Annotated in this window: 26 protein-coding genes, 1 other RNA gene and 1 pseudogene; 19 read left to right on the top strand and 9 right to left on the bottom strand. The window is 63.9% G+C overall.

Annotated elements, in window-relative coordinates; translation table 11 throughout:
* Window positions 1-204 precede the first annotated feature (204 nt).
* Entirely contained in the window at window positions 205-1986 is a 1782-nt protein-coding gene (locus ABY454_RS08085; protein ID WP_372929684.1) for an ABC transporter transmembrane domain-containing protein, read from the top strand.
* Between the two features lies 1 nt (window position 1987).
* Here the strand turns inward: ABY454_RS08085 and ABY454_RS08080 are convergent, their stop codons facing one another.
* From ABY454_RS08080 to ABY454_RS08055, 6 genes are all read right to left on the bottom strand, one after another.
* Window positions 1988-3016, bottom strand: coding sequence for a peptidoglycan -binding protein (locus ABY454_RS08080; RefSeq protein ID WP_372929683.1), 1029 nt, complete (start codon window positions 3014-3016; stop codon window positions 1988-1990).
* Window positions 3017-3018: 2 nt separating this feature from the next.
* The gene (locus tag ABY454_RS08075; protein ID WP_372929682.1) at window positions 3019-4041 is read right to left on the bottom strand and encodes a flagellar motor protein MotA; all 1023 of its coding nucleotides are present in this window, start codon (window positions 4039-4041) and stop codon (window positions 3019-3021) included.
* 153 nt (window positions 4042-4194) lie between these two features.
* Entirely contained in the window at window positions 4195-5061 is an 867-nt protein-coding gene (locus ABY454_RS08070; RefSeq protein ID WP_372929681.1) for an inositol monophosphatase family protein, read from the bottom strand.
* Window positions 5062-5097: 36 nt separating this feature from the next.
* A complete protein-coding gene (gene efp, locus ABY454_RS08065; protein ID WP_372929680.1) occupies window positions 5098-5661 on the bottom strand; it encodes an elongation factor P in 564 nt (187 codons plus the stop codon).
* Window positions 5662-5721: 60 nt separating this feature from the next.
* On the bottom strand, window positions 5722-6696 hold the full coding sequence (locus ABY454_RS08060; RefSeq protein WP_372929679.1) for a tetratricopeptide repeat protein: 975 nt from the start codon (window positions 6694-6696) through the stop codon (window positions 5722-5724).
* Window positions 6693-7307, bottom strand: a complete 615-nt coding sequence (locus ABY454_RS08055; RefSeq protein ID WP_372929678.1) for a thiamine phosphate synthase — start codon at window positions 7305-7307, stop codon at window positions 6693-6695. The genes ABY454_RS08060 and ABY454_RS08055 overlap by 4 nt, the downstream gene beginning before the upstream one ends.
* Before the next feature lie 228 nt (window positions 7308-7535).
* On the opposite strand from ABY454_RS08055, the gene ABY454_RS08050 reads away from it, so the two are divergent.
* From ABY454_RS08050 to ABY454_RS08035, 4 genes are all read left to right on the top strand, one after another.
* Window positions 7536-7802, top strand: a complete 267-nt coding sequence (locus tag ABY454_RS08050) for a DUF4164 family protein (RefSeq protein WP_372929677.1) — start codon at window positions 7536-7538, stop codon at window positions 7800-7802.
* A 22-nt stretch (window positions 7803-7824) separates the two neighbouring features.
* Complete coding sequence (locus ABY454_RS08045; RefSeq protein WP_372929676.1) at window positions 7825-8205, top strand: cell division protein ZapA; 381 nt, start codon at window positions 7825-7827, stop codon at window positions 8203-8205.
* A 34-nt stretch (window positions 8206-8239) separates the two neighbouring features.
* Window positions 8240-8397, top strand: a non-coding RNA gene (gene ssrS / locus ABY454_RS08040) — 6S RNA.
* 69 nt (window positions 8398-8466) lie between these two features.
* The gene (locus tag ABY454_RS08035) at window positions 8467-9297 is read left to right on the top strand and encodes a TIGR00282 family metallophosphoesterase (RefSeq protein ID WP_372929675.1); all 831 of its coding nucleotides are present in this window, start codon (window positions 8467-8469) and stop codon (window positions 9295-9297) included.
* Here the strand turns inward: ABY454_RS08035 and ABY454_RS08030 are convergent.
* Entirely contained in the window at window positions 9294-9533 is a 240-nt protein-coding gene (locus ABY454_RS08030) for a hypothetical protein (RefSeq protein ID WP_372929674.1), read from the bottom strand. The two genes, ABY454_RS08035 and ABY454_RS08030, sit on opposite strands and share 4 nt — an antisense overlap.
* A 169-nt stretch (window positions 9534-9702) precedes the next feature.
* On the opposite strand from ABY454_RS08030, the gene ABY454_RS08025 reads away from it, so the two are divergent.
* Together ABY454_RS08025 and ABY454_RS08020 are read left to right on the top strand one after the other, a co-directional pair.
* Entirely contained in the window at window positions 9703-10452 is a 750-nt protein-coding gene (locus tag ABY454_RS08025; protein WP_372929673.1) for a YebC/PmpR family DNA-binding transcriptional regulator, read from the top strand.
* 17 nt (window positions 10453-10469) lie between these two features.
* Window positions 10470-10892, top strand: coding sequence for a diacylglycerol kinase (locus ABY454_RS08020; protein WP_372929672.1), 423 nt, complete (start codon window positions 10470-10472; stop codon window positions 10890-10892).
* Here the strand turns inward: ABY454_RS08020 and ABY454_RS08015 are convergent.
* On the bottom strand, window positions 10889-11461 hold the full coding sequence (locus tag ABY454_RS08015; RefSeq protein WP_372929671.1) for a hypothetical protein: 573 nt from the start codon (window positions 11459-11461) through the stop codon (window positions 10889-10891). The genes ABY454_RS08020 and ABY454_RS08015 overlap by 4 nt on opposite strands.
* A 110-nt stretch (window positions 11462-11571) precedes the next feature.
* Here ABY454_RS08015 and ABY454_RS08010 point away from each other — a divergent pair, with 110 nt between their 5' ends.
* On the top strand, window positions 11572-12423 hold the full coding sequence (locus ABY454_RS08010; RefSeq protein WP_372929670.1) for a glycosyltransferase family 2 protein: 852 nt from the start codon (window positions 11572-11574) through the stop codon (window positions 12421-12423).
* Between the two features lie 99 nt (window positions 12424-12522).
* Here ABY454_RS08010 and ABY454_RS08005 read toward each other — a convergent pair whose 3' ends face one another.
* Complete coding sequence (locus ABY454_RS08005; RefSeq protein ID WP_372929669.1) at window positions 12523-13191, bottom strand: Spy/CpxP family protein refolding chaperone; 669 nt, start codon at window positions 13189-13191, stop codon at window positions 12523-12525.
* A 194-nt stretch (window positions 13192-13385) separates the two neighbouring features.
* Between ABY454_RS08005 and ABY454_RS08000 the strand changes: the two genes are divergently transcribed.
* The 11 genes and pseudogenes from ABY454_RS08000 to ABY454_RS07950 form a co-directional block, all read left to right on the top strand.
* The gene (locus tag ABY454_RS08000) at window positions 13386-14111 is read left to right on the top strand and encodes a response regulator (RefSeq protein WP_372929668.1); all 726 of its coding nucleotides are present in this window, start codon (window positions 13386-13388) and stop codon (window positions 14109-14111) included.
* A complete protein-coding gene (locus ABY454_RS07995) occupies window positions 14108-15364 on the top strand; it encodes an ATP-binding protein (protein ID WP_372929667.1) in 1257 nt (418 codons plus the stop codon). Before ABY454_RS08000 ends, ABY454_RS07995 begins: the two co-directional genes overlap by 4 nt.
* 71 nt (window positions 15365-15435) lie before the next feature.
* On the top strand, window positions 15436-15618 hold the full coding sequence (locus ABY454_RS07990) for a hypothetical protein (protein ID WP_372929666.1): 183 nt from the start codon (window positions 15436-15438) through the stop codon (window positions 15616-15618).
* Window positions 15619-15694: 76 nt separating this feature from the next.
* A complete protein-coding gene (gene ruvC / locus ABY454_RS07985; protein WP_372929665.1) occupies window positions 15695-16222 on the top strand; it encodes a crossover junction endodeoxyribonuclease RuvC in 528 nt (175 codons plus the stop codon).
* Window positions 16219-16833, top strand: coding sequence for a Holliday junction branch migration protein RuvA (gene ruvA, locus ABY454_RS07980; protein WP_372929664.1), 615 nt, complete (start codon window positions 16219-16221; stop codon window positions 16831-16833). The genes ruvC and ruvA overlap by 4 nt, the downstream gene beginning before the upstream one ends.
* The gene (gene ruvB / locus ABY454_RS07975) at window positions 16830-17879 is read left to right on the top strand and encodes a Holliday junction branch migration DNA helicase RuvB (RefSeq protein ID WP_372929663.1); all 1050 of its coding nucleotides are present in this window, start codon (window positions 16830-16832) and stop codon (window positions 17877-17879) included. Before ruvA ends, ruvB begins: the two co-directional genes overlap by 4 nt.
* Window positions 17876-18325: a tol-pal system-associated acyl-CoA thioesterase gene (gene ybgC / locus ABY454_RS07970; protein ID WP_372929662.1), complete on the top strand. Its 450-nt coding sequence runs from the start codon at window positions 17876-17878 to the stop codon at window positions 18323-18325. The genes ruvB and ybgC overlap by 4 nt, the downstream gene beginning before the upstream one ends.
* A 214-nt stretch (window positions 18326-18539) precedes the next feature.
* Complete coding sequence (tolQ, locus tag ABY454_RS07965; protein WP_372929661.1) at window positions 18540-19241, top strand: protein TolQ; 702 nt, start codon at window positions 18540-18542, stop codon at window positions 19239-19241.
* An 8-nt stretch (window positions 19242-19249) separates the two neighbouring features.
* A complete protein-coding gene (locus ABY454_RS07960) occupies window positions 19250-19723 on the top strand; it encodes a biopolymer transporter ExbD (RefSeq protein ID WP_372929660.1) in 474 nt (157 codons plus the stop codon).
* Between the two features lie 769 nt (window positions 19724-20492).
* On the top strand, window positions 20493-21002 hold the full coding sequence (locus tag ABY454_RS07955) for an OmpA family protein (protein WP_372929659.1): 510 nt from the start codon (window positions 20493-20495) through the stop codon (window positions 21000-21002).
* 101 nt (window positions 21003-21103) lie between these two features.
* A pseudogene (locus ABY454_RS07950) lies at window positions 21104-22065 on the top strand (hypothetical protein); the annotation flags it as partial.

Here is a 22065-nt window from a genome sequence, read left to right as displayed (position 1 = left end):
CGGAACCGGTGCTAGGGCAAGATCGCGTGCAAACGGGGGCCGTTCCCGGGGCTTAACCTTGCGGGAGACAGTGCCGGCGGGCGCGGCATCAAGGCCTTTGCGCTTCCCGCTCAGGCCCTTAAAGTCGGCCAACTGCATTCTAGCTGGGCATATCTAGTGCAAGTCGTATCGAACTCCGACGGTCAAGATCGGCAACACCCTGAGTTGGAAGACACCCCGGAGGATGAGGCAAAGCGGCCCTCGCTGCGCCCGCTTCTGAGGCTGCGGCCGTATCTGCTGCGCCATAAGGGGATGCTCGCCGCCGCTTTCGTCGCGCTGGTGGCCGCCGCCGCGGCCACGCTCGCCGTGCCGTTGGCCGTGCGGCGCATGATCGATCTTGGCTTCTCAGGCATCGAGCCCGACCTGATCGACACCTATTTCATGACGCTGGTCGGCGTGGGTGTGGTGCTGGCGCTAGCGAGCGCCGCCCGGTTCTACTGCGTGAATTGGCTCGGCGAGCGTGTGGTCGCCGATATCCGCAGCGATGTGTTCAAACATCTGACGGGTTTGAGCCCGGCCTTCTTTGAGGTCTCGCACTCGGGCGAAGTCATGTCGCGGCTCACCGCCGACACCACGCAAGTGAAGGCGGCCGCGAGCACGGCGATCAGCCAAGCCATCCGCAACGTGCTGCTGCTTGCCGGCGCCGTGGTCATGATGGTGGTGACCAGCACCAAGCTGTCGCTCGCCGTGCTGATCGCCATTCCGATCATTGTGCTGCCGCTCGTCGCTTATGGCCGGTCCGTGCGGGCGCGTTCGCGGCTCGCGCAAGATGCGCTGGCGCACGCGTCGGCCTATGCCAGCGAGAGCCTCGGCCAGGTGAAAGTGTTGCAGGCCTTCACCCATGAGACGGCGACCACGGAACGTTACCGGGACGCCGTGGACCGGTCCTTCGAGGCCGCGAATGCGCGCACCAAGGCGCGTGCCGGCCTCACCGCCATTGCCATCTTTCTCGTGTTCATCAGCGTCGTCGGCGTGTTGTGGTACGGCGCGCAGGATGTGTTGTCCGGCGCCATAACCGGCGGCACGCTCGGGCAGTTCGTGCTCTACGCCGTATTCGCCGCCGCGGCCGTCGGCAGCCTCAGCGAGGTGTGGGGCGAAGTTGCGCAAGCCGCGGGCGCGGCCGAACGGCTTGGCGAGTTGCTGCAAGTGCGCTCGCAGATCACGTCGCCCGAACATCCCAAGGCGATGCCTGAGCCGCCCGATGGCAAGATCGCATTTGACGACGTGTCGTTCACCTATCCGTTGCGGCCCGAGCAGCGCGCGCTCCATGATGTGAGCTTCCAGGTGAAGCCGGGCGAACGCGTGGCGCTTGTCGGCCCATCGGGTGCCGGCAAGACAACAATCTTTGCGCTGCTGTTGCGCTTCTACGATCCGGAGTCTGGCGCCGTGCGGATCGACGGCGTGCCCGTGAACGAGGCCAGCCTTTCGGACTTGCGCGCGCGTTTCGCGCTCGTGCCCCAAGAGCCGGCGCTGTTTGCCGACACGGTGGCCGCCAATATCGCTTACGGCGCCGGCAAAGCGAGCCGGGCCAAAATCGAGGCGGCGGCGAAAGCGGCGCACGCCCACGAGTTCATTATGGAGTTGCCGCAACGCTATGACACCGAGCTGGGCGAGGGCGGTGTTACGCTCTCGGCGGGGCAGCGGCAGCGCATCGCCATTGCGCGCGCGGTCTTACGCGATGCGCCGATCCTTCTGCTGGACGAGGCGACGAGCGCGCTCGATGCCAGGAGCGAGACCTTAGTGCAGAAGGCCTTGGACAAAGTGATGGAGGGGCGCACCACGCTCGTCATCGCGCACCGGTTAGCGACCGTCGTGAACGCCGACCGCATCTTGGTGTTCGATCGCGGACGTTTGGTGGAGCAGGGGACCCATCAAGTCCTGATGCGCGAAGGCGGCGTCTATGCGCGGCTCGCCGACCTGCAATTCGCGCCCGACGCCGCAGAGTAGCCTAGCGCTCCGTCAGCTTCAGTTCGATGCGGCGGTTGCGGGCCAGCGCCTCGTCGCTTGAGCCTGCATCGATGGGCTGGAACTCGCCGAACCCGGCGGCCACGAGATGTTGCGGCGAAATCCCCTGGCTCATGAGATAGCGCACCACGGAGATGGCGCGCGCGCTCGACAGCTCCCAGTTGGAGGGAAATTCGGGCGTGGCGATCGGGTTGATGTCCGTGTGGCCGTCGACCCGCATGACCCAGGCGATGTCCGGCGGGATGTTGCCTTCGATCTCTTTCAGTGCCGTGACCAGCTTGTTGAGCTCAGGCGCCGCGCCGGGCTTCAGATCGGACGAGCCGGGATCGAACAGAACGTCCGAGGGGAACACGAAGCGGTCGCCGACAATCTTAAAGTCCTGCCTTGCCCCTAAGGCTGCCCGCAGCTTGCCGAAGAAGTCGGAGCGGATCTCGTTGAGCTCCTTCACCTTCTTGGCCAGGGCTACGTTCAGACGCTGGCCGAGATCGGCAATCTTGGCTTGGGCGTCTTTGTCCTTCGCCTCTGAAGCTTCGAGCGCCTCGTTCAAGGCGGCGAGCTGAAGCCTGAGCGCGGCAAGCTGCTGGTTGAGCAGTTCGACCTTGGCGAGCGCGTCATTGGTGATCTTGCGCTGATCGTCGAGCTTGGTGCCGAGCGCGGCAATGCGGCCCTCGGCGTCTTCCGTCGCACCGCTCGCCGTGCCGAGCATCCCCGTCAGCCGCTTGTTTTCCGATTCGGTGTTCAGGAGCGTGGCTTGCAGCGCCGACAGATTGTCTTCGGCCGACTCTTTCTTGGACCGTTCGAGCGCCAGCAGTTCGGTCAGCTCGGAGAGCTGCCGGGTCAGCCGCGACAACATCGTGTCCTTGCCGCTCGCGGCCTGGGTGATGATGTAGTTGGTGACCATGAACATGGCCATGAGGAAGATCACCACGAGCAGCAGCGTGGACAGCATGTCCACGAAGCCCGGCCAGTAATTGGGGGTGTATTGACGGCGGCGGGCGCGTGCCAGGGCCATGGCTAATTGCCTTCGCGGGCCGGCGCGGGCTTCTTGCCGGAGATCTGGCGCAGCACCGTGGCAAGCTCATGCTGTTGCTGCGCTTGTTCGTCGGCCCATTCGCGCACGACCTTCTGCTCCGCGCGCATTTGGCGAATGAGCTTGTCGACGCCTTGCGCCAAGTCTTTCACCGCATCGCCCGTATTGTCGTTGAGGATACGCTGCTCGACCTTCTCGTTGAGGTCGGACAGCGAGTGCTGCATGTCCATCAGCGCAAAACGCAATTGCGGCGAGACATCCTTGGTGCCGGGATCCACCGACTGAAGCTCGGTGATGTTGGCGAGCCAATCTTCAAGCTCGTTATAGAATCGGCTTTGAGCGTGGCCGGCCTGCAGATCGAGGAAGCCGAGGATCAGCGAGCCCGCCAGGCCGAACAGCGAGCTGGAGAAGGCAATGCCCATGCCGCTCAACGGTCCGGCCAAGCCCTCTTTCAATTGATCGAAGAGCAGCACGCTTTCGCTGCCGGTCGTGTCGAGCGCGTTGATCGTGTTGCCGACCGAGCTCACGGTCTGGAGCAGGCCCCAGAACGTTCCGAGCAGTCCAAGAAAGACGAGCAAGCCGACAAGGTAGCGTGTCGTCTCGCGCGCTTCGTCCAGGCGCGAGGCGACGGACTCCAGGAGTGTGCGGGCTGAGCCGGTCGCCAACGCAAGGTGGCCGGTGCGGTCGCGCAGCATGGTCGCCATGGGCAGCAGCAAGACGGGCTGTTTGTCGGTTGCGATGCCGGGGTCCGAGATCCGGAAATTGTTGACCCAGTTGATTTCCGGATAGAGCCGCAAGACCTGGCGGAAGGCATAGACGATGCCGACCACCAGCACGGCGATGATCAGGCCGTTCAGGCCCGGATTGGCCATGAAGCTGCGTCTCAGTTGCTCGGTCTGGCCGTCGAGGATGATGGCAAGCAGCACGGCGAGAACCAGGAACAGCATCATGCGCCAGAGAAAGACCTGCGGGCGCGTGAGCTTCGTCTTGTACTGTTTCGTTGCCATGTGGTGCCGCTGCTGCGTGGTGTGCTTCGCGCGAGAGATTAGCCGAATAGTTTGACCGGCAAAACGGCAACCTCAGGGCGAAGACGTTCTTATCAGCCCGCTGTCATGTTTGCCGGGGCCGCGGGGTCGGGCGCGGGCGCCTCGACGATGCGCTTATTTCGCAGCCGTTTTTGCCGGTGCCTTGCTTGCGGTCTTGCCCGCGGCCTTGACCGGCGCGGGCCCTCTTGCGTCCGCGGCCTTGAGAAGTTTCAAGAGCTTGGCGTGGATCGTCTCGTTGCCGGCGACGATACTGCCCGTTTCCAGCATCTTGTCCTTGCCGGCGATATCGGTGGCATAGGCGCCCGCCTCACGCAGCATGACGATGCCGGCGGCAATGTCCCAGGGCTTGATGCCGCTCTCCCAGAACCCGTCATACCGTCCGGCCGCAGTCCATGCCAGGTCGAGCGCCGCGGAGCCCGTACGGCGAATCCCCGAGGACACGGCCATGATCGCGCGCAGCTCCCGCAAGTAAAGATCGTGGTTCGGACGCCCCGCATGGGGAATACCGGTACAGATAAGAGAGGCCGCAAGCTCCATGCGCGCCGCCACTCGCAGACGGCGCCGGTCATTGAGATAGGCGCCTTTGCCCTTTTCAGCGGTGAAAGTCTCGTCGCTGACGGGATTATAGATGAGTCCAGCCACGAGCTCGCCATCGCGCTCCAACGCAATGGAGATGGCGAAGAGAGGAAGTCCGTGCAGAAAATTGGTGGTGCCGTCGAGCGGATCGACAATCCAGCGATGGGTTGCGTCGGCGCCTTTGACCTCGCCGCGCTCCTCCATGAGAAAGCCATAACCGGGGCGCGCGCGCGACAACTCGGTGAACAGGATTTCCTCTGCGCGGTGGTCCGCGGCGCTCACGAAATTCGCCGGGCCTTTCATTGAAACCTGAAGCTGCTCCACCTCGCCGAAATCGCGCGTGAGGCTGCGGCCGGCCTTGCGGGCGGCGGTCTGCATGACGTTCATCAACGCGGATGCGGGCATTGTTCGTTCTCGCCGCCGGCGTGGCCGGCTCTTTATCTATTCGGCGCGTTTGACGTAGGTGACTTCGTTAGTGTCGACCACGATGCGCTCGCCGGCCTCGACGAATGGCGGCACCATGACCCGCACGCCGTTCTCCAGCTTCGCAGGCTTGTAGGACGACGCGGCTGTCTGTCCCTTCACCACGGGGTCAGCCTCGACGACTTCGAGCGTGACGTGGTCGGGTAGGGAGACACCGATGGGGCGGCCTTCGTGACTTTCCACGGTTACCGTCATCCCGTCCTGCAGAAACGCCGCGCGCTCCTCCAGAAGGTCGCTGGGGATCTGAATCTGGTCGTAGCTCTCCAAGTCCATGAAGGTGAGCATGTCGCCTTCCGGATAGAGATATTGGTGATCCTTCTGCTCCAGGCGCACGCGCTCGACGGTTTCGGAGGAGCGGAAGCGTTCGTTGAGCTTCGAGCCGTCGATGAGGTTCTTCAGCTCGACCTGCGCGTAGGCGGGACCTTTGCCTGGTTTCACGGCCTGTGTCTTCACCGCGACCCAGAGGCCGCCTTTATGCGTGATGACGTTGCCGGGCCTAATCTCGTTGCCGTTGATCTTCATGAAATCCCTTGGGGTTGGGTAACGGGCGTGGCGCCTTTAAGGCTTGGGGGTCCGCCGCTGTCAAGGGCGGGAGGGCGCCTGCTGACCCGCCGGCTGTGTGTCCACCGCGGCCTGTCCGTCCGACGCATCGTCGGTGAGGCGTCCCGCTTCCCAACCGTCCACCAAACGTTCGGCCTCGACGCGCTGTTCGGGGGCGAGCCTCGACAGCATGATGTCGAGGGTGAAGTCGCTGACGCCGGCTTGCCGGGCGATCAGATGCCATTTCGCCGCCTGTATGGCGTCCCCTTCGAACACCACGCCGTTGGCATAGAGGCGTGCCAGCCGGTTCTGGGCGACGGGATTGCCGTTCTCGGCCGCCTGGCGGAAGAGCGTGGCGGCGCGTTTTTCGTCCTTCTCCACGCCGCGCCCGTTGAACAGCATGACGCCATACTCGACCTGGGCGGCGGGCAGCCCGGCGTCGGCGGCTCGGCCCGTCCATTCGGCGGCCTTCTGCTTGTCGATGGGGACGCCCCGGCCAAATTGGTAGAAGGCGCCGAGATCGTACTGCGCCTGCGGGCTGCCGTGCGTGGCGGCTTTCTGCATCCACTCCGCCGCCTTGATCTCGTCGGCCGGACGTCCTCGCCCATGCAGGTAAAGGAGTGCGACGTTGTACTGCGCCGCGGCATTCCCGGCCTTCGCGGCGCGCTCGAACAGGTCGCCGGCGATGGTGAGGTCCTTGCGCACGCCGCGGCCTGAGGCAACGAGGAGCCCTAAGGAGAACTGGGCGTTGGGGTCGCCGAGATCTGCGCCCTTGGCGTAAGCATCCGCCGCCTTGGCGTAGTCTTGAGGCACGCCGAGACCTTCCGCGTGAATCTCGCCCATCAGCGTGTAGGCTTCCTTTGAGCCCGCTTCCGCCTCTTTTTGCGCAAGGTCCAATGCGGTCAGGTACTTGCCTTCCGCGAAGGCAATATATGACGGGCTCTCCGCAGCGCGCGCCGGGCCACTTGCGAGGATGCAAGCGCTTGCGATCAAGACTCCGGCAAATAGTCGTCTCACGCGGTGCTCCTGACATGGGCAATGGCGCGGCCGATGTCCGCAACAATGGTGGCGGCGTTGTCGGCCTGCCAGATTGTCCGGGACGGTGCGACGAAGTCGGCGCCTTGTTGCGCAAATCGTTCCGCCTCGGCCGGCGTGTCCACATTCCACGCCACGCAAGGCACGACGAAGACCTCGGACCACCAGGCGACGAGGCCCTCGCTCTCCGGCCCGAAGGCGACATAATCGGCGCCGGCTTCGGCAAGCTCCATGGCGGCGTGGCGGTCCGCCCCGCAATCCACGCCAATATTGGCACTTTGCCCGAGTAGGTTGCGCGCGGTTGTATAGCGTTCCAGATCGGCCGCGATATGCACGCCGTCGGCGCCCAGGCGTTCGGCGCGTTCGAAGTCATTCTCAATGAGGCAGGCGATATTGGCCCCCTGAATCCGGTCGATCAGCCGATCACTCGGCTCGTCGGTGGGAACTTCTTCGGTATTTTGACTGTTATCGCAGAGCACAACGCAAGCCACCGATGTCGTTGTCAAAGCTTGGGCGAGTTGAGATTCGAGCTTCGCCGTAATCGGCGCAGGAACTTGAAAATAGAGGCGGCATTGAGACTTGGCGTCAGCCATGATTAGGGGGATCCCACGGGCGTGTTTGCGATTGGCCGGTTGTTTTCAGGGATTTGTCTCAAATCACACGCTTCGCGGTACTGTCAAATCCTGTGTGGGCCGCCGATATTGGGGTTGTCGTACGCTCGTTGAAGGTTGAACATGGGGCAATCACATTTCGCCAGGCTGCTGGGTCACACGGCGAGTCGGTCATAAACCGGCGGCGCCTAGTGGGGAGGGGCGGACGCAATGAAGCAACCGGATGCTCTGCATCGGCTCGATACGGCAGTTGACCAACTTGAGGGTCATCTGAAGCAGGCCTTTGCAGGCGGTGGAGACGCCGCCCTCAAGGACGAACTGCGATTTCTGACCGAGGAGCGCGATCAGCTCCTTGCCGATCTTGAAGCGGAGCGTAGCCGCGTTCGGCGCCTCAAGGCCGCCAATGATGAAGTCTCCGGCCGCCTTGAGGTTGTGATGGGGACACTGAAGGATATGATACCGGCCATGCCGGGCTAGCTTTGCCGGGCGGGGGAGGTTCATGGGGCAGATCAGTGTCACGCTGAACGGTCGTAACTATCGACTGGAATGCAGCGAAGGTGAAGAGGCTCATCTTCTCGAGCTTGCCGAGTACCTCGGTTCGCATGTCGACGAGATGCGTCGGAAGTTCGGCCAAGTCGGCGACGATCGCTTGATCCTCATGGCATCGCTGGTGGTGACCGACGAGCTCTGGGAATTGCGCCGCGAAATCGAAAACATGAAGACCGCGTTGGCCGAAGCACGCCGGGACAAGTCGGCATCCGACGAGACGGCGAAGCATATGCAGGCGGACCTGTCCGCCCGGATCGACGCGGCAGCCGAACGGCTCGAGGGGCTCAATGCCGAGCTTTCCAAAGGCGGGCGCGCGTCGGACGGCCGCTAGCGGTTCTGAAAGATTTCTTCCATAGTCAGCTCTTGGCGGGCTGCGTGGTGCGTTAGGAGCATTTATTCCAGGGCCCTATAAGATTCTACGGGAGCTGACCCTGACGAGGACCGTGGTCTTTGTTACTCGGCGCCCACCTACTTTAAGTAGGGACACCGGAATCTTCGCTCCGACGGCCAACGCGGCTCTGCCAAACTTTGCACGCACGGTGCAATTCTGTATTGACCCCCCGATGATCCATCTTCAGCAAGCCGATTTCCCATGCGCATTTTGTTCCTAGGCGACGTTGTCGGCCGGTCCGGGCGCGCGGCGGTGCTGGAGACATTGCCGAAATTGCGTGAGCGCTACCGCGCCGACTTCGTCGTCGTGAACGGCGAGAACTCGGCCGGCGGGTTCGGCATCTCCGAAGCGATCTTTAATGAGTTGCTCGATGCGGGCGCCGACGTGGTGACCACGGGCAACCATGTTTGGGATCAGCGCGAAGCGCTCGTCTTCATTGAGCGCCATGACCGTCTCTTACGGCCCGTCAACTTTCCGGCCGGCACGCCGGGTCGGGGCGCTGGCTTGTTCAAGGCCGCGAACGGCATGGACGTGCTGGTGGTCAACGCGCAAGGGCGCGTGTTCATGGCCGATCTCGACGATCCGTTCCGCGCGGTGGAGCAGGAACTCAGCGCTTGCGGTCTGAAATCCGGCACGGACGCGATCCTGATCGATTTCCACGCCGAGGCCACGTCGGAAAAGCAAGCCATGGCGCATTTCGTCGACGGGCGCGCGACCGCCGTCATCGGCACGCATACGCATGTACCGACCGCAGACGAGTTCGTGCTGAACGGCGGTACCGCCTATATCAGCGACGCCGGCATGTGCGGTGATTTCGATTCGATCCTCGGTATGGACAAAGAGGAGCCGATTGCCCGGTTCCTCACCAAGATCCACTCGCGGCGGTTCGCGCCATCGATGGGCGAGGCAACGGTGTGTGGTGTGGCCATTGAGGTGGACGACGCCACCGGGCTGGCAAAGGCCATCGCGCCGGTGCGGCTTGGCGGACGCCTGTCGCAGGTCGAGCCTGCGTTCTGGCTCGACCCGGCTTAGGCCGAGCGCCGACTTGGTGTGGCAGTGGCGTGAGGCTCACGGCCCTTCGCCAGAAGGCGCTGGAGGCATCCAATGGCATCGTCCAGATGCGCCAGCGCACGATCCGTATCGTAGCCCTTGTCGTCGAGCGACAGCCGCGCCCGCGCGATGTGATCGGCGGCCTCAGAACACAGGTCGGGGAGGCTCAAGGTCTGCTCGGCCGCCTCGCCGGTGGCGGGTCTGTGCATCGGTGTCATGGCCTTGTCCCCTAACCTCGTGGAATGCGCCGACTTTCGGCATTCCCAAGCCTTTAGTTGTCGGCCCATTAGGGTTAAGGCTTCGCTAAGCGGCCCGGCCCGCCACGTCGTCAGTGCGGGGCGTTCCGGGCCTTGACCGGTATGGGCGCGAGCGACTAGGGATCAGGCCATGGCAGGCCATTCAAAATTCAAGAACATCCAGTTCCGCAAGGGCGCCCAGGACAAGAAGCGCGCCAAGCTGTTCTCCAAGCTCGCCCGGGAGATCACCACGGCGGCGAAGCTGGGAATGCCCGACCCGGCCATGAACCCGCGGCTGCGGACGGCGATCCAAGCGGCGCGCGTCCAGAACATGCCGCGTGACAATATCGACCGGGCCATCAAGAAGAGCCAGGAGGCCGGCGGCGACAATTACGAAGAAGTCCGCTACGAGGGCTTCGGCGTCAGCGGCGTCGGCGTCATCGTTGAGGCGCTTACCGACAATCGCAATCGCACCGCGAGCGAAGTGCGCTCCATCTTCTCCAAGCATGGCGGGAACCTGGGTGAAACCGGCGCGGTGTCGTTTAATTTCGACCGGCTTGGCGCCATCGAGTTCGAGGCCGGCAAGGGAAGCGCCGACGACATGCTGGAAGCGGCGATCGAAGCGGGCGCCGACGACGTAGAAACGACCGACGAGGGCCACGTGGTCTACTGCAATCCGGATGAGCTGCATCAAGTCGGCAAGGCGTTGGAAGAACGCTTCGGCGAGACGCGCGCCATGCAGATTCTGTGGCGGCCGAAGATCGAGGTGCCGATCGACGAGGAAGCGGGCGAGAAGCTCCTACGCATGATCGACGCTCTGGAAGAGTCCGACGACGTGCAGCAGGTCTACGCCAATTTCGACGTCTCCGACGACGTCCTGCAAAAGCTGACTGCGGCGTGAGGCTAAAGGGCTCCCCGATGACCCAGCAGGAGCCTGCCGAATACAAACATCTTCGTGAGCAATCGGCGCTGCCGGGCAAAGGCGGGCTTGCGCGCATCGGACGCGCCTTCGCCAATACGCTCGGCGGATTTCGCGAGGGACTCGCCACGGAAGCAGCGATCAAGCAGGAAGCGGCGCTGACGCTGTTCGCGCTGCCCGTCTCCTTCTTCGTAGCCGACAGCGCGTGGATGTGGATTGCCCTGATGGGCAGTCTGGTGCTGCTACTTGCCGCGGAGCTGCTCAACACGGCCATCGAACGGCTGTGCAATCACCTGCATCCGGAGAAGCACGAGGCCATCAAGGTCACCAAGGACCTCGCCTCGGCAGGCGTGTTCTGCGTGATCGTGCTCACCGCCATGATTTGGATCGTTGCGGTCGTCGTGCGGGTTTGGGCGGGCTAGCGCAGCTTGCGCTTGCGGGCTTCGAAAGACAGGCCGAGCCACGCGCCTGAGGCCATGCCGCTTATCAGCAACAAGGTCGTCAGCGGCGCGCCGATCGAGGCCGAGAGCGGACGCGACAGAATCCAGAAATGGATGAGCGCGGCGACAAGCACGAACATGCATGCGGCGGCCGCGCCGCCGAGCGCGTAGGCGATTTTCGCCTTCCACGCGCCACGATCTTCCCAGCGTCTCGTTTTTGCCGCCACGCCCAACACGGTGGCGACAATGTTCTCGGTATCGTCGTCGAAGCTTTCATGGCGCAGCGGCACTGCGTTCAGCGTGGCGATCGCTTTGATATCCTCGGGCAGTTGTTCAGGTCTTGGCATGCGCGCTCCGCCGACCAGAACCGGCAAGACGAGAAGAGAGCCGCCAAGCGCTGCACGGAGCTCGGCACGCACGTGATCGTCCACGAAATCGACTGCCGCAGACGACAAGGCGGACGGAAGCAGCAACGCTAAACCGACCCAGATCAATGGAAGGAGCAAGGCGCCGAGCAGGAGCCTCAGCCAAATCGGCGCCGCTTTCGCCAAAAACTCACACCTGCCATGGCCGTCGCCGTTTTTCGCTACCAATGACGGGCCAGTTATAACACGCTTGGGCCGCACGCTTTAGACCAAGCGTGTCTTGATCGGAGCAACACATGGTGGAAGACGGCGCAGGCACTTGGTCGCTTCGGGACTCTGAGCGTGTCATCGCCGGGAACGCGGCGTTGCTGGGCCGGACCCATCAGCTCGTCGCCATGACGCGTGTCCGCAACGAGGCGCTGATCCTGCCCGACACGCTCGACTATCTCTCGAGCCACGTGGATGCGATCATCGCGTACGACGATGCCAGCACCGACGAGACGGTCGACATGTTGCGCGCACATCCCAAGGTCGCGCTGATCGTAGCCAATCAGGCGTGGGAGCGCGATGTGGATGCGCGTAAACGTGCCGAGGGGCGGCACCGCGGGTTGCTGCTCGAGATGGCGCGGGCGCAAGTGCCGCATGACTGGATGTTCTGTTTCGACCCGGACGAGCGCGTGACCGGTGATGTGCGCAGGCATTTGTACGGGCTCGACGCCGATTGTGATGCGTTACGGGTTCGGCTGTTCGACGCCTATCTGACGCCCGAGGATCAGGCACCCTACACATCCGACCAGGAACTGCTTGGCTTTCGCAAATACTATGGCCCCGAGCAGCGCGACATTCTCATGTTCTGGCGCAATCGTGAGGGCATCGGCTTCGCGCAAGGCGATGGGCGCACACCCCGCGGCATGACCGCCGTCAAGACGGACCTCTACTGCCAGCATTACGGAAAGTCGCTGTCGGTCGCGCATTGGGAGGAGACGTGCGACTACTATGTGCAGCACTTCCCTTACGAGACCTATGGCGCGAAATGGGAAGCGCGGAAGGGAAAGGCAGTTCACATCGAGTCGGATTTCGGCAACCCGCTCCATGAATGGGGTGAGGCGTTGTTCGCGCAGGCCGTGGCGATGCCGTCCCAGAAATAAGACGCGAAATAGAAAAAGGCGGAAGCCCCGAAGGGCTCCCGCCTTTAGTGTGCCCAGCCGTCGGGGGGAGAGGGCGGCTAGGCCGGAGGAGAGTCGCGTTTAGCTGTCGTCGTCATCATCGTCTTTGTCTGGCGTGCCGCCGGGACCGGTATCCGACTCGCCGTCAGGTGCGGCCTTCGGCGGGCCGTGCGGGCCTTTGCCGTGCCGGCCCTTGCCGCGGTGACCTTTGCCCCAGCCGTGATGGCGGGCCATCTTGGCGCGGAACCGCTTCTCGATCTCCGTCACCTTCTGAAGCTGCTCAGGGGTGAGCGTGGTGCGCAATTCGGCGATCGCCTTCTTTAGGGCTTCGGCGCTCTCGCCGCGCTCAATGGCGTTATTGGCAAAACGCTCGGCCAGGGAAAACGGCACGGCGTTATCGCCAGAGGCCATCATGCCGGTGCCGCCATGGCGCATGGGGCGCTTCATGGTGGCTTGCAGCGCGTCGGTGAAGTCGCGCCAGGCATCGAGCTGATTGGCGCGAATGCCGATCTCGGTTTCCATGACGGAAAGCTTCTTGGCCAAGTGGTCGGGGCCCTTATGGCGCCAACCATGCCTACCGTGTTTGCCGCCCCCGCCGCGATGGCACATCGACTTGTCGCCGTGTTTGCCTGCCCAGGCACTTTGGCCCCAGCGCCCGTCATGGCCGCCGGCCATGGTGACCGCCGCAAGGCCGGCGACGCTCAGAACGGCCACGATGGCGATCGAGGCAATTCGCTTGGAGATGTTCATTTGCAGCATCCTCAATGGTTGATGTGCCCCTTAGGTATCGCGAGAACATTGCCTTTGTAGGGCTCCGCGTATCTGAGTTTTGCTGGCGGCAGGAGATTTGTGTCGAAACATTGCTGGATCGGAAACGGACGGACTCCGTTACAAGATTCCTCTCCTTGCCGCGGCCGGGCGAGGCTAGAAGGAGGGCGACTTCGATGACTTCAACCACGCCACGCATACTCGTCGTCGACGACGACCCGGAAATCCGCAAGCTCCTCGCGCGCTATATCGAGAGCCAGGGCTTCCGCGTGCTCTTGGCAGAGAACTGCCGTGAACTGCGCGAGCAACTGGCGACGCACCATGTCGATCTGGTCGTGCTCGATGTGATGCTGCCGGACGGTTCGGGTCTGGACGCTTGCCGCGACTTGCGGGCCGAGCGCTCCAACGTCCCGATCATTTTGCTCACCGCGCTGAAAGAAGACGTGGACCGCATCATCGGGCTTGAGATCGGCGCTGACGACTATCTGGGCAAGCCGTTCAATCCGCGCGAGTTGATTGCGCGCATTCGGGCTGTGTTGCGGCGGCGGACCGAAATTCCGCCCAGTCCGGGCGAGGCGAAGGTCTATCACTTCGAAGGGTTCACCGCGGACCCGCAGACACGCCGTGTCACCAATGCAAACGGTAACGACGTGGAGTTGACCGGTGCGGAATTCGATCTGCTCAAGACGTTTCTCGACCGGCCCGGACGGGTGCTGGCGCGCGATCAACTGCTCGACCTGACGCGCCGCCGCGAAGGCGATGGCTTCGACCGTTCGATCGACGTGCTGGTCAGCCGGCTTCGCCGCAAATTGAGCGCGAACGATGTGCAGTTGCTGAAGACGGTGCGCAATGGCGGCTATCAGCTCGCTGTCAAGGTCGAAGTGGAGGGCGGACAAGAGTGAACACGCTGCGCGTCAAGTTTGCCGTACTCCTGGTCGTCGCGATCGTTGCGGTCGTCGGTCTGCTCACGGTCTTGCTGTTCTATCTGCTGGGGCCGCCGAAGCGCGCCGAACGGGCGCTCGATGGCGTGGCGATGCAGGTGGAAACGACGCTCCAACTCACTAGTAAGGGCTTGGGGGGCGTCACGCTTCGCGACGAGCCGGCGCCGGGCCGTGTCTACAGACGGACGACGAAGAAACTGCGCGAAGAATTGAAGACGCGGGGGCTCGATTTGCCCGTCACCGTGTCTCGCGCCAAGCGTCATGCACCGCTGATCGTCTCGATCCCCATCGACGACAAGGGCTGGCTGTGGATGCCGACCTCGGGGATGCCGCCGTCAGGGCCGCCATGGAAAGCGCTGTTCAGGTGGCTGACGGTGATTGCGCTCGGCGCGGCGGTGATCGCCGTGTTCGTGTCCAACCGCATGGTGCGCCCGCTGGCGTTGCTGGAGAAGGCGGTTGCGTCAGTTGGGCCGGATGGTTTGATGCCCGAATTGCCCGAACGCGGTTCGGCCGAGGTGCGCGCCACCGCCAAGGCGCTCAACTCGCTGTCGGCCCGGCTCAAGCGCGCCATGGAAAGCCGCATGCGGCTCGTGGCGGCGGCGGGTCACGACATGCGCACGCCCATCACGCGCATGCGACTTCGTGCCGAGTTTGTTCAAGACCACGACGAGCGCGACAAATGGCTCGAGGATCTCGATGAACTGGAGCGCATCGCCGACAGCGCCATCATGCTGGTGCGCGAGGAGACCGGGAATGCCGCGCCGGAGCTGCTGCGACTCGATGAGTTGGTCGGGGCCATCGGCACCGAACTCAAGGATCAGAAGCTCGACATCACCTGCAAGACGCTCAACCCTACGACGGTGCGGGCGAGCCGGTTCAAGCTCAATCGGGCGCTGCGCAATCTCATCATCAATGCCGCGACGCACGGTGTGCGGGCGCGCGTTAGCGTCGAGGGCGACGGAACCACGGCGCGTGTCATTATCGAGGACGACGGGCCGGGCATTCCAGGTGAGCTGATCCACCAGGTGTTCGAGCCCTTCTTCCGTGCTGATCCGGCGCGCCGGCAAGACATTCCCGGCGCAGGCCTCGGGCTGACCATCGCCTATGAGATCGTCTCCCGGGCCGGCGGACGCATCGCCATCGCGAACCGCCCTGGCGGCGGCCTTCTTCAGACCGTTGAGTTGCCTGAGGCGGAGACGGAAGCAGACTCGTGAATTGATCTGTCTCAGGGCGGAAATTGGTCCGGCCGCGCATGGTGCCGCAAGTCGTAGAGGAGGACGTTCCTATGGATATGAACGAAGTCCACGATTACGCACGGCGGTTCCTCGGCACCCATGGCGAGAAGGCGGAAGCCGAGGCGGCGCATAAGGTCGTCGCGTGCGAGAAGGCCGGCGATACCTCTCAGGCGGAGGACTGGCGCCGCATCCAGGCCGCGATCAAGCAGATGCGCGGCCCCCACGCCAGCTGAGCGGCCTCACGCCGCGCCCCTCCGATTTGCCGGGCCTGGCATCCTGTCTTGGCCAAACCCTGTGCTACGATTCGGCATGAGGGGCGCGATTCGCATTGTCGGCATCGACCCGGGCCTGCGGCGCACGGGTTGGGGCGTCATCGAGACCGATGGGGTGAAGCTCGGCTATGTCGCCTGTGGCTCGGTCTCATCGGATTCGGCCGGGAGCCTGGGGCATCGCCTGCGCCAACTGTTCGACGGGCTCTCCGAGGTGCTGAATGAGCTGGGACCTGCGGAGGCGGCGGTCGAGCAGATCTTCGTCAACCGGGACGCGGCCGCGACGCTGAAGCTGGGCCAGGCCCGCGGCATCGCCATGCTGGTGTCCGCGCTGGCCGGGTTGCCGATCGCCGAATACGCGCCGAATGCGGTGAAGAAGACCGTGGTCGGGGCCGGCCACGGCAACAAGGACCAGATCCGCGCTATGGTGAAATGCTTGCTGCCGCGCGCGGTGCCCGACAGCGCGGACGCGGCGGACGCGCTCGCCATCGCCATCACCCACGCCCATTCGCGCAGCTGGGCCAAGCTCGAACAGTCCATCGCCGTTGCGATGAGGGCCGCGCCATGATCGGCAAGCTCACAGGCACGGTCGATTCGGTTTCGCTCTCCACGGCAATCATCGATGTTGGCGGCGTCGGCTACGAGGTGACGCTGGGCGCGCGGCAACTCTCCGCACTCCCGCCCGTAGGCGAGGCGGTGACTCTCGCCACCGACACTCATATGCGCGAGGACGGCGTCAAGCTCTACGGCTTCGGGGCCGAGCACGAGCGCGCCTGGTTCCGCGCGTTGCAGACGGTGCAAGGCGTGGGGGCCAAGGTGGCGCTCGCCGTGTTGGGTACGCTCTCCGCCGCCGATCTCGCCAACGCGGTGGCGCTGCAAGACAAGGCGCAAGTGGCGCGGGCCCAAGGGGTCGGGCAGAAGGTCGCCGCGCGCATCGTCGCCGAAATGAAGGACAAGATGCCAGCGCTTGCGCCTGCCATCGCGCCGGGCGGAGGCCCTGCGCCCATCGCCATCCTGCCCGAAGGCTTGGCCGCGCGCGATGCGGTCTCCGCGCTGACCAATCTCGGCTATGCCCATGGCGAGGCGGCCGCGGCCGTATCCTCGGCACTTGGTGTCGCCGGCAACGAGGCGAAGGCGGAAGAGCTGATCCGTATTGGTCTCAAGGAGCTTGCAGGATGAGCGAGCGGGTCCTGGCAGCAGCGAAGAAAGACGACGACCAGCCGGAGGCGGCGCTGCGGCCGCAAACGCTGGCCGAATTCATCGGCCAGGAGAAGGTCCGCTCCAACCTCAAAGTCTTTATTGATGCGGCGGGGTCGCGGCGCGAGGCGCTGGACCATGTGCTGTTCGCCGGGCCTCCGGGGCTCGGCAAGACCACGCTCGCCCAGATCGTGGCGCGGGAGCTTGGGGTCAATTTCCGGGCGACGTCGGGACCCGTCATCGCCAAGGCGGGCGATCTCGCCGCGCTGCTGACGAATCTCGAAGAACGCGACGTGCTGTTCATCGACGAGATCCATCGCCTCAGCCCGGCTGTGGAGGAGATTCTCTATCCCGCCATGGAGGATTTCCAGCTCGACCTCATCATCGGCGAGGGGCCGGCGGCGCGCTCGGTGCGCATCGACCTGGCCAAGTTCACGCTGGTCGCCGCCACGACGCGGACGGGCCTTCTCACCACGCCGCTTCGCGAACGCTTCGGCATTCCCATCCGGCTGGAGTTCTACACGGTGGAAGAGCTGGAAGAGATCGTGCGGCGTGGCGCGCGGCTGCTTCAACTGCCGCTGACGCCCGAAGGCGCCCATGAGATCGCGAGACGCGCGCGCGGAACGCCACGCGTGGCGGCGCGGCTTTTGCGCCGCGTACGGGACTTCGCCGCCGTGGATGGCAACGGCGCGGTCGATGCCAAGCTCGCGGGCAGCGCGCTGTCGCAGCTAGAAGTGGACGGGCGCGGGCTCGATGCGCTCGACCACCGCTACCTGAAGCTCATCGCCGTGAACTATGGCGGCGGGCCGGTGGGGATCGAGACCATCGCCGCTGGCCTGTCGGAGCCGCGCGATGCGATCGAGGAGATCATCGAGCCTTATCTCTTGCAGCAAGGCTTCATTGCGCGCACGCCCCGCGGCCGTGTGCTCACCGGGCTCGCCTTCGAGCATCTCGGGGTCACGCCGCCCGCTCAGCCGTCGCAGTTCCCGCTCTTCAACGGCGGTGAGAATGGCGGCGAGGCAGAGTGAGTAGTTGGCCCGACCTTGCCGGACGCATCGAGGGCGACACCCATATCCTGCCGGTGCGCGTCTATTTCGAGGACACGGACTTCGCCGGCCTCGTCTACCACGCCAACTATCTGAAGTTCTGCGAGCGGGGCCGCTCTGACTTTATTCGCCTGCTTGGAATCCATCACCAGGACCTCGCCAATCCCGATCAGGGCGAGGCATCCGTCTTCGTCGTGCGCCGCGTGGAGATCGATTATCTGAAGCCGGCCAAGCTCGATGATGTGCTCGAAGTGGTCACCGCTTGCGTGGAGACCGGCGCGGCGAGCCTGACGCTGTCCCAAGAGGTCCGGCGCGACGGCGTCGTCCTGGTTCGGGCCAAGGTCGTGGTGGTGCTGGTCTCGGAGGCGGGCAAGCCCCAACGGCTGGGACAGTTGGTCCGCGGGGCACTTGAACGATTCGTTAAGTAAGCAAGTTGAACTTAGCGAAGAGGGCGGAACAGGATTTTGTGCCGGCGGTGGCCGCCCAAATTTGACGCTTGGGTCAAGCCGAATGGCTTGATTTTATAGTGTTTTTGGGCCGCTGCCGGTGAACGATGAATAGCCCGCGATGGTGCGCCTCGCGGGGCCAAGAGCCGGTGCCGAAAGGTGCCAGCTTTTGGCGTTGATGCCACGAGGGCCGTGAATGAATCCGGATGTCGCCGTCGATCTGTCGATTTGGGAGCTGTTCAAGAACGCCCATATCGTTGTCCAGATCGTCATCGTTGGGCTTCTTGCCGCCTCGGTGTGGAGTTGGGCGATCATTATCGAGAAGTTCTTCCTGTTCGCCAAGACGCGCAAAGAGGCGGACAAATTCGAGCAGGTGTTTTGGTCGGGCCAGTCGCTCGATGAGCTCTATCAGGCCCTCGCCCAGCGGCGGAACACGGGCATGGCGGCGCTGTTCGTGGCGGCGATGCGTGAGTGGAAGCGATCGACGGAGCGCGACAGCGGCGACCGGTCCACGAAGCCCATGCCGGGCATGCAGCACCGCATCGAGAAGGTCATGGACGTGACCGTTTCCCGTGAGGTCGAACGGCTCGAACGGCGGCTGACGTTCCTCGCCACGGTGGGCTCGACGGCGCCCTTTATCGGCCTGTTCGGCACTGTCTGGGGCATCATGACGAGCTTCCAGGCGATCGCGACCACCAAGAATACAGGGCTTGCGGTCGTGGCGCCCGGCATCGCGGAGGCCTTGTTTGCGACTGCGCTGGGCCTGCTTGCCGCCATTCCGGCCGTCATCTTCTACAACAAGTTCAACGCTGAGGTCGGGCGGCACGCGGCGCGGCTTGAAGGGTTCGCCGATGAGTTCGCGGCCATTCTGTCGCGCCAGATCGACAAGACGCTGTGAGGGCAAGGATGGGCGGAGCACTTCAACCCGGTGGCGCATTGTCCAACCGCCGCGCGCGGCGCCGCTCCCGCGTGCCCATGAGCGAGATCAACGTCACGCCCCTGGTGGATGTGATGCTCGTGCTCCTGATCATCTTCATGGTGACGGCGCCGCTTCTGACCGTGGGCGTCGACATCGATGCCAAGGCCTCGCTGCCGGACGTCAATTTGCCGAGGACGGAGGCCGGACAGGTGGCGCCGGAGCGAGCACCGCTCAGCATCACGATCGAGGCCGACGGCACGCTCTACCTTCAGAACGCGCAGATCAGCTTTGAGGACCTTGCGCCCAAGCTTGCCGCGATTCGCGATGCGGGCGGTACGGCACAGGTCTGGGTGCGCGGCGACACTCAATCCGCCTATGGCGATGTCGCCAGGGTGCTGGTCAGGGTCAAGGAGGCGGGGCTGCCCGTGACGCTCCTCACCGACCAAGTGGCCCCGCGCTGAGGTCAGCGCTACCGGCGGGGCCCCAAAGGCCTCGCTGTCACGTTCTTCTTGGATTTCGCGCATCTCTCACGACGCAATCTGACTCGGCGCAACCGAGGGTTGTTTCTGGGATCAAAATTGGCTCGATTTGGCTTTTGCCACGCGATCAGTGCCTGATTTTTCGGCATATTCCCGAGCGGTTGTCGGTTTACCCGTGCGGGTTGCGGCTTATTTGCCACAGTCGCTTACCTTTTGTTAATCCGAGTGCCCCAACGTCGTTAACCACATCTTGATCGGCGTCCGCGTGGGGGATAGCTTGCAAAAGCTGGAGGATGAGATTCGGCGTGGCATTTTCGCATCATTGATCGCCAAATCGGTCTCGGGACTGCAGTCCTGGCTTGATCCGATTGAGCCGCACCGGTAAATGCAAAGACGGCTATTGCCGTTTTAACCAAAGGAGAGAAGACCATGCAGGGTTTGAAAGGCGTTATCGCCGCTGTAATGCTGGTGGCTGCCGCCGTTTCGCTTGGTGGTTGCTTTGGCCATCACGAGAAGGCCGTTATCGTTGAGCCGCTGAAGCTCGGCTAAGCAACGGCTTCGGGAAACTTTCGGGTTTCCCCCCACGGGATTTGGGATGCTCAGGGCGCTGGAGATATCGGCGCTTGGAGCATCCTTTTCCTTTTTTGGCCTCCATTTTTCTATTTCGCCCCACGCATCTGCCTGGCTAAGGCATCCTTAAGCTCCGCCCCCTAGGATTTCCTCGGGTTTGGGGGATTGGGTGTTTTCAGTCATGCGTTTTGGTGGGATCGGCCGCGCTTGCGTGGTCGTGGGGGTGATCATTTTGGCCTTCAGCGCGGGCGCTTGTTCGCGCCAGCCGCAGCAGCCCAAGGGATTTGGCCTTGGCGGGGCGGCTCCGGCCACCCCTGGCAGCCCTGAGGACTTCGCCGCCAATGTGGGCGATGTCGTTTATTTCCAAGGGGATAGCGTGGTCCTGACCGGGCATTCGCGCGCCATCCTGCGCCAGCAGGTTCGCTGGCTGAACCAGCACCCCCAATATCAGGTGATGATCGCTGGGCACGCGAGTGAGCCGGGAAGCCGGCAGCACAACCTCGTGCTGGGGGCGCAGCGGGCCATGGCCGTGAAGACCTTCCTTGTGCGCCACGGCCTCCGCGCGGGCCGTCTTCACACCGTCTCCTATGGCCGGGAGCGGCCGGTCGCGGCTTGCGACGACATCTCCTGCTGGTCCCGGAACCGGCGGGCGCAGACGGTCCTTACCGGGGGCGCCGTCGCTAGCTACTAGGCCTTGTTCCACGGCGCGTTGTGGGCCACACACATGGCCTAAACGCCACGGCAACGAGTCGGTTAAGTCGCCTGGCTATGCCGATAAGGTCGAAGGAACCCGTGCCCTCACGTTCTCATTTATGGCGTGCCGTGCTCGCGGCGTTCGCTCTTGCCGTGCTCCTGCCAATGGGCGCGAGCCTCGCCGAAGAGACTGAAAGCTCAAAGACCACGGATGACGTCGCCACGCGTGTGGCCAGGCTTGAGGCGGAGATCTCCGCCCTGAGGATCATGGTGGGCGCTCTCGAGGCCGCCGTGATTGCCAGGCCGAGCCTTGCCCCCGATGGCGTGGATGCCACGCCCGCCGGTGACGACGACCTCAAGGGGCGCGTCCGTGGCCTCGAGGTCCAGATCGGCGCCTTGACCCGTCAGATGGGCACGTTCTTGAGCAAGCTCAACGAGATGTCCGAAGCGGCGCCCGCCGACAAGACAATGCCCAAGCCAAAGGTTGCCGCACCGGACCCGAAACCGGAGCGCGCCAAAGAGAAAGTCGCCAAAGACGAGACCGCCAAAAAAGACGCCCCGGCGATGATTACCGATCCTGAGCCGAGGCCGCGCGCGGCGACGGCGCCTAAGCCGAACGTTCCTGAGCCCAAGGTTCCCGAGACGAAGATTGCCGAGCCGAAGGTTGCCGATCCCAAGGTTCCCGCACCGGAGCGGAAGCCGCCGATCGTTGAGGCAAAGCGGGAGCTCAAGCCCGAGCCAGAGCCGCAGGACGAGGACGTGCCCATTCCGCCCTCGCTCGCACCTGTGGTTCCGCCGCCGACGAAAATTGCCGATCCGTCGAAGCCGCGCTGGTATGGGCCGCCGCCCCAGCCAAGCGACGATCAGGCCACGCCATCCAGCACGATCACGACCGGGTCGCTGCCGGACAAGGCCAGCCCCGCGCAATATTGGGTGGGCGAGAGCCAGTATCTGCGCAAGCAGTACCAGAAGGCAGCCGACAGTTTCCTCGACGGCTACCGCAAATATTCCGGGAGCGATAAGGCGTCCGATACGCTCCTCCGGCTCGGCATGTCGCTTGC

The sequence above is a fragment of the Methyloceanibacter sp. genome (assembly GCF_041573655.1).
Classification (GTDB): domain Bacteria; phylum Pseudomonadota; class Alphaproteobacteria; order Rhizobiales; family Methyloligellaceae; genus Methyloceanibacter.
The sequence above is the reverse complement of the archived record's forward strand: the minus strand, read 5'-3'. Positions and strand labels throughout refer to the sequence as shown.

Bases quoted from the DNA above. Each gene is read 5' to 3' on its own strand.
- ABY454_RS08050 (WP_372929677.1), top strand. From the start codon at position 7,536: ATGAAGCAACCGGATGCTCTGCATCGGCTCGATACGGCAGTTGACCAA.
- ABY454_RS08070 (WP_372929681.1), bottom strand. From the start codon at position 5,061: ATGCCCGCATCCGCGTTGATGAACGTCATGCAGACCGCCGCCCGCAAG.
- ABY454_RS08055 (WP_372929678.1), bottom strand. From the start codon at position 7,307: ATGGCTGACGCCAAGTCTCAATGCCGCCTCTATTTTCAAGTTCCTGCG.
- ABY454_RS07960 (WP_372929660.1), top strand. From the start codon at position 19,250: ATGGGCGGAGCACTTCAACCCGGTGGCGCATTGTCCAACCGCCGCGCG.
- ruvB (WP_372929663.1), top strand. From the start codon at position 16,830: ATGAGCGAGCGGGTCCTGGCAGCAGCGAAGAAAGACGACGACCAGCCG.
- efp (WP_372929680.1), bottom strand. From the start codon at position 5,661: ATGAAGATCAACGGCAACGAGATTAGGCCCGGCAACGTCATCACGCAT.
- ABY454_RS08045 (WP_372929676.1), top strand. From the start codon at position 7,825: ATGGGGCAGATCAGTGTCACGCTGAACGGTCGTAACTATCGACTGGAA.
- ABY454_RS08010 (WP_372929670.1), top strand. From the start codon at position 11,572: ATGGTGGAAGACGGCGCAGGCACTTGGTCGCTTCGGGACTCTGAGCGT.
- tolQ (WP_372929661.1), top strand. From the start codon at position 18,540: ATGAATCCGGATGTCGCCGTCGATCTGTCGATTTGGGAGCTGTTCAAG.
- ABY454_RS08025 (WP_372929673.1), top strand. From the start codon at position 9,703: ATGGCAGGCCATTCAAAATTCAAGAACATCCAGTTCCGCAAGGGCGCC.
- ABY454_RS08030 (WP_372929674.1), bottom strand. From the start codon at position 9,533: ATGACACCGATGCACAGACCCGCCACCGGCGAGGCGGCCGAGCAGACC.
- ABY454_RS08000 (WP_372929668.1), top strand. From the start codon at position 13,386: ATGACTTCAACCACGCCACGCATACTCGTCGTCGACGACGACCCGGAA.
- ABY454_RS07955 (WP_372929659.1), top strand. From the start codon at position 20,493: ATGCGTTTTGGTGGGATCGGCCGCGCTTGCGTGGTCGTGGGGGTGATC.
- ABY454_RS08020 (WP_372929672.1), top strand. From the start codon at position 10,470: ATGACCCAGCAGGAGCCTGCCGAATACAAACATCTTCGTGAGCAATCG.
- ABY454_RS08080 (WP_372929683.1), bottom strand. From the start codon at position 3,016: ATGGCCCTGGCACGCGCCCGCCGCCGTCAATACACCCCCAATTACTGG.
- ABY454_RS08035 (WP_372929675.1), top strand. From the start codon at position 8,467: ATGCGCATTTTGTTCCTAGGCGACGTTGTCGGCCGGTCCGGGCGCGCG.
- ruvC (WP_372929665.1), top strand. From the start codon at position 15,695: ATGAGGGGCGCGATTCGCATTGTCGGCATCGACCCGGGCCTGCGGCGC.
- ABY454_RS08005 (WP_372929669.1), bottom strand. From the start codon at position 13,191: ATGAACATCTCCAAGCGAATTGCCTCGATCGCCATCGTGGCCGTTCTG.
- ABY454_RS08075 (WP_372929682.1), bottom strand. From the start codon at position 4,041: ATGGCAACGAAACAGTACAAGACGAAGCTCACGCGCCCGCAGGTCTTT.
- ruvA (WP_372929664.1), top strand. From the start codon at position 16,219: ATGATCGGCAAGCTCACAGGCACGGTCGATTCGGTTTCGCTCTCCACG.
- ABY454_RS07990 (WP_372929666.1), top strand. From the start codon at position 15,436: ATGGATATGAACGAAGTCCACGATTACGCACGGCGGTTCCTCGGCACC.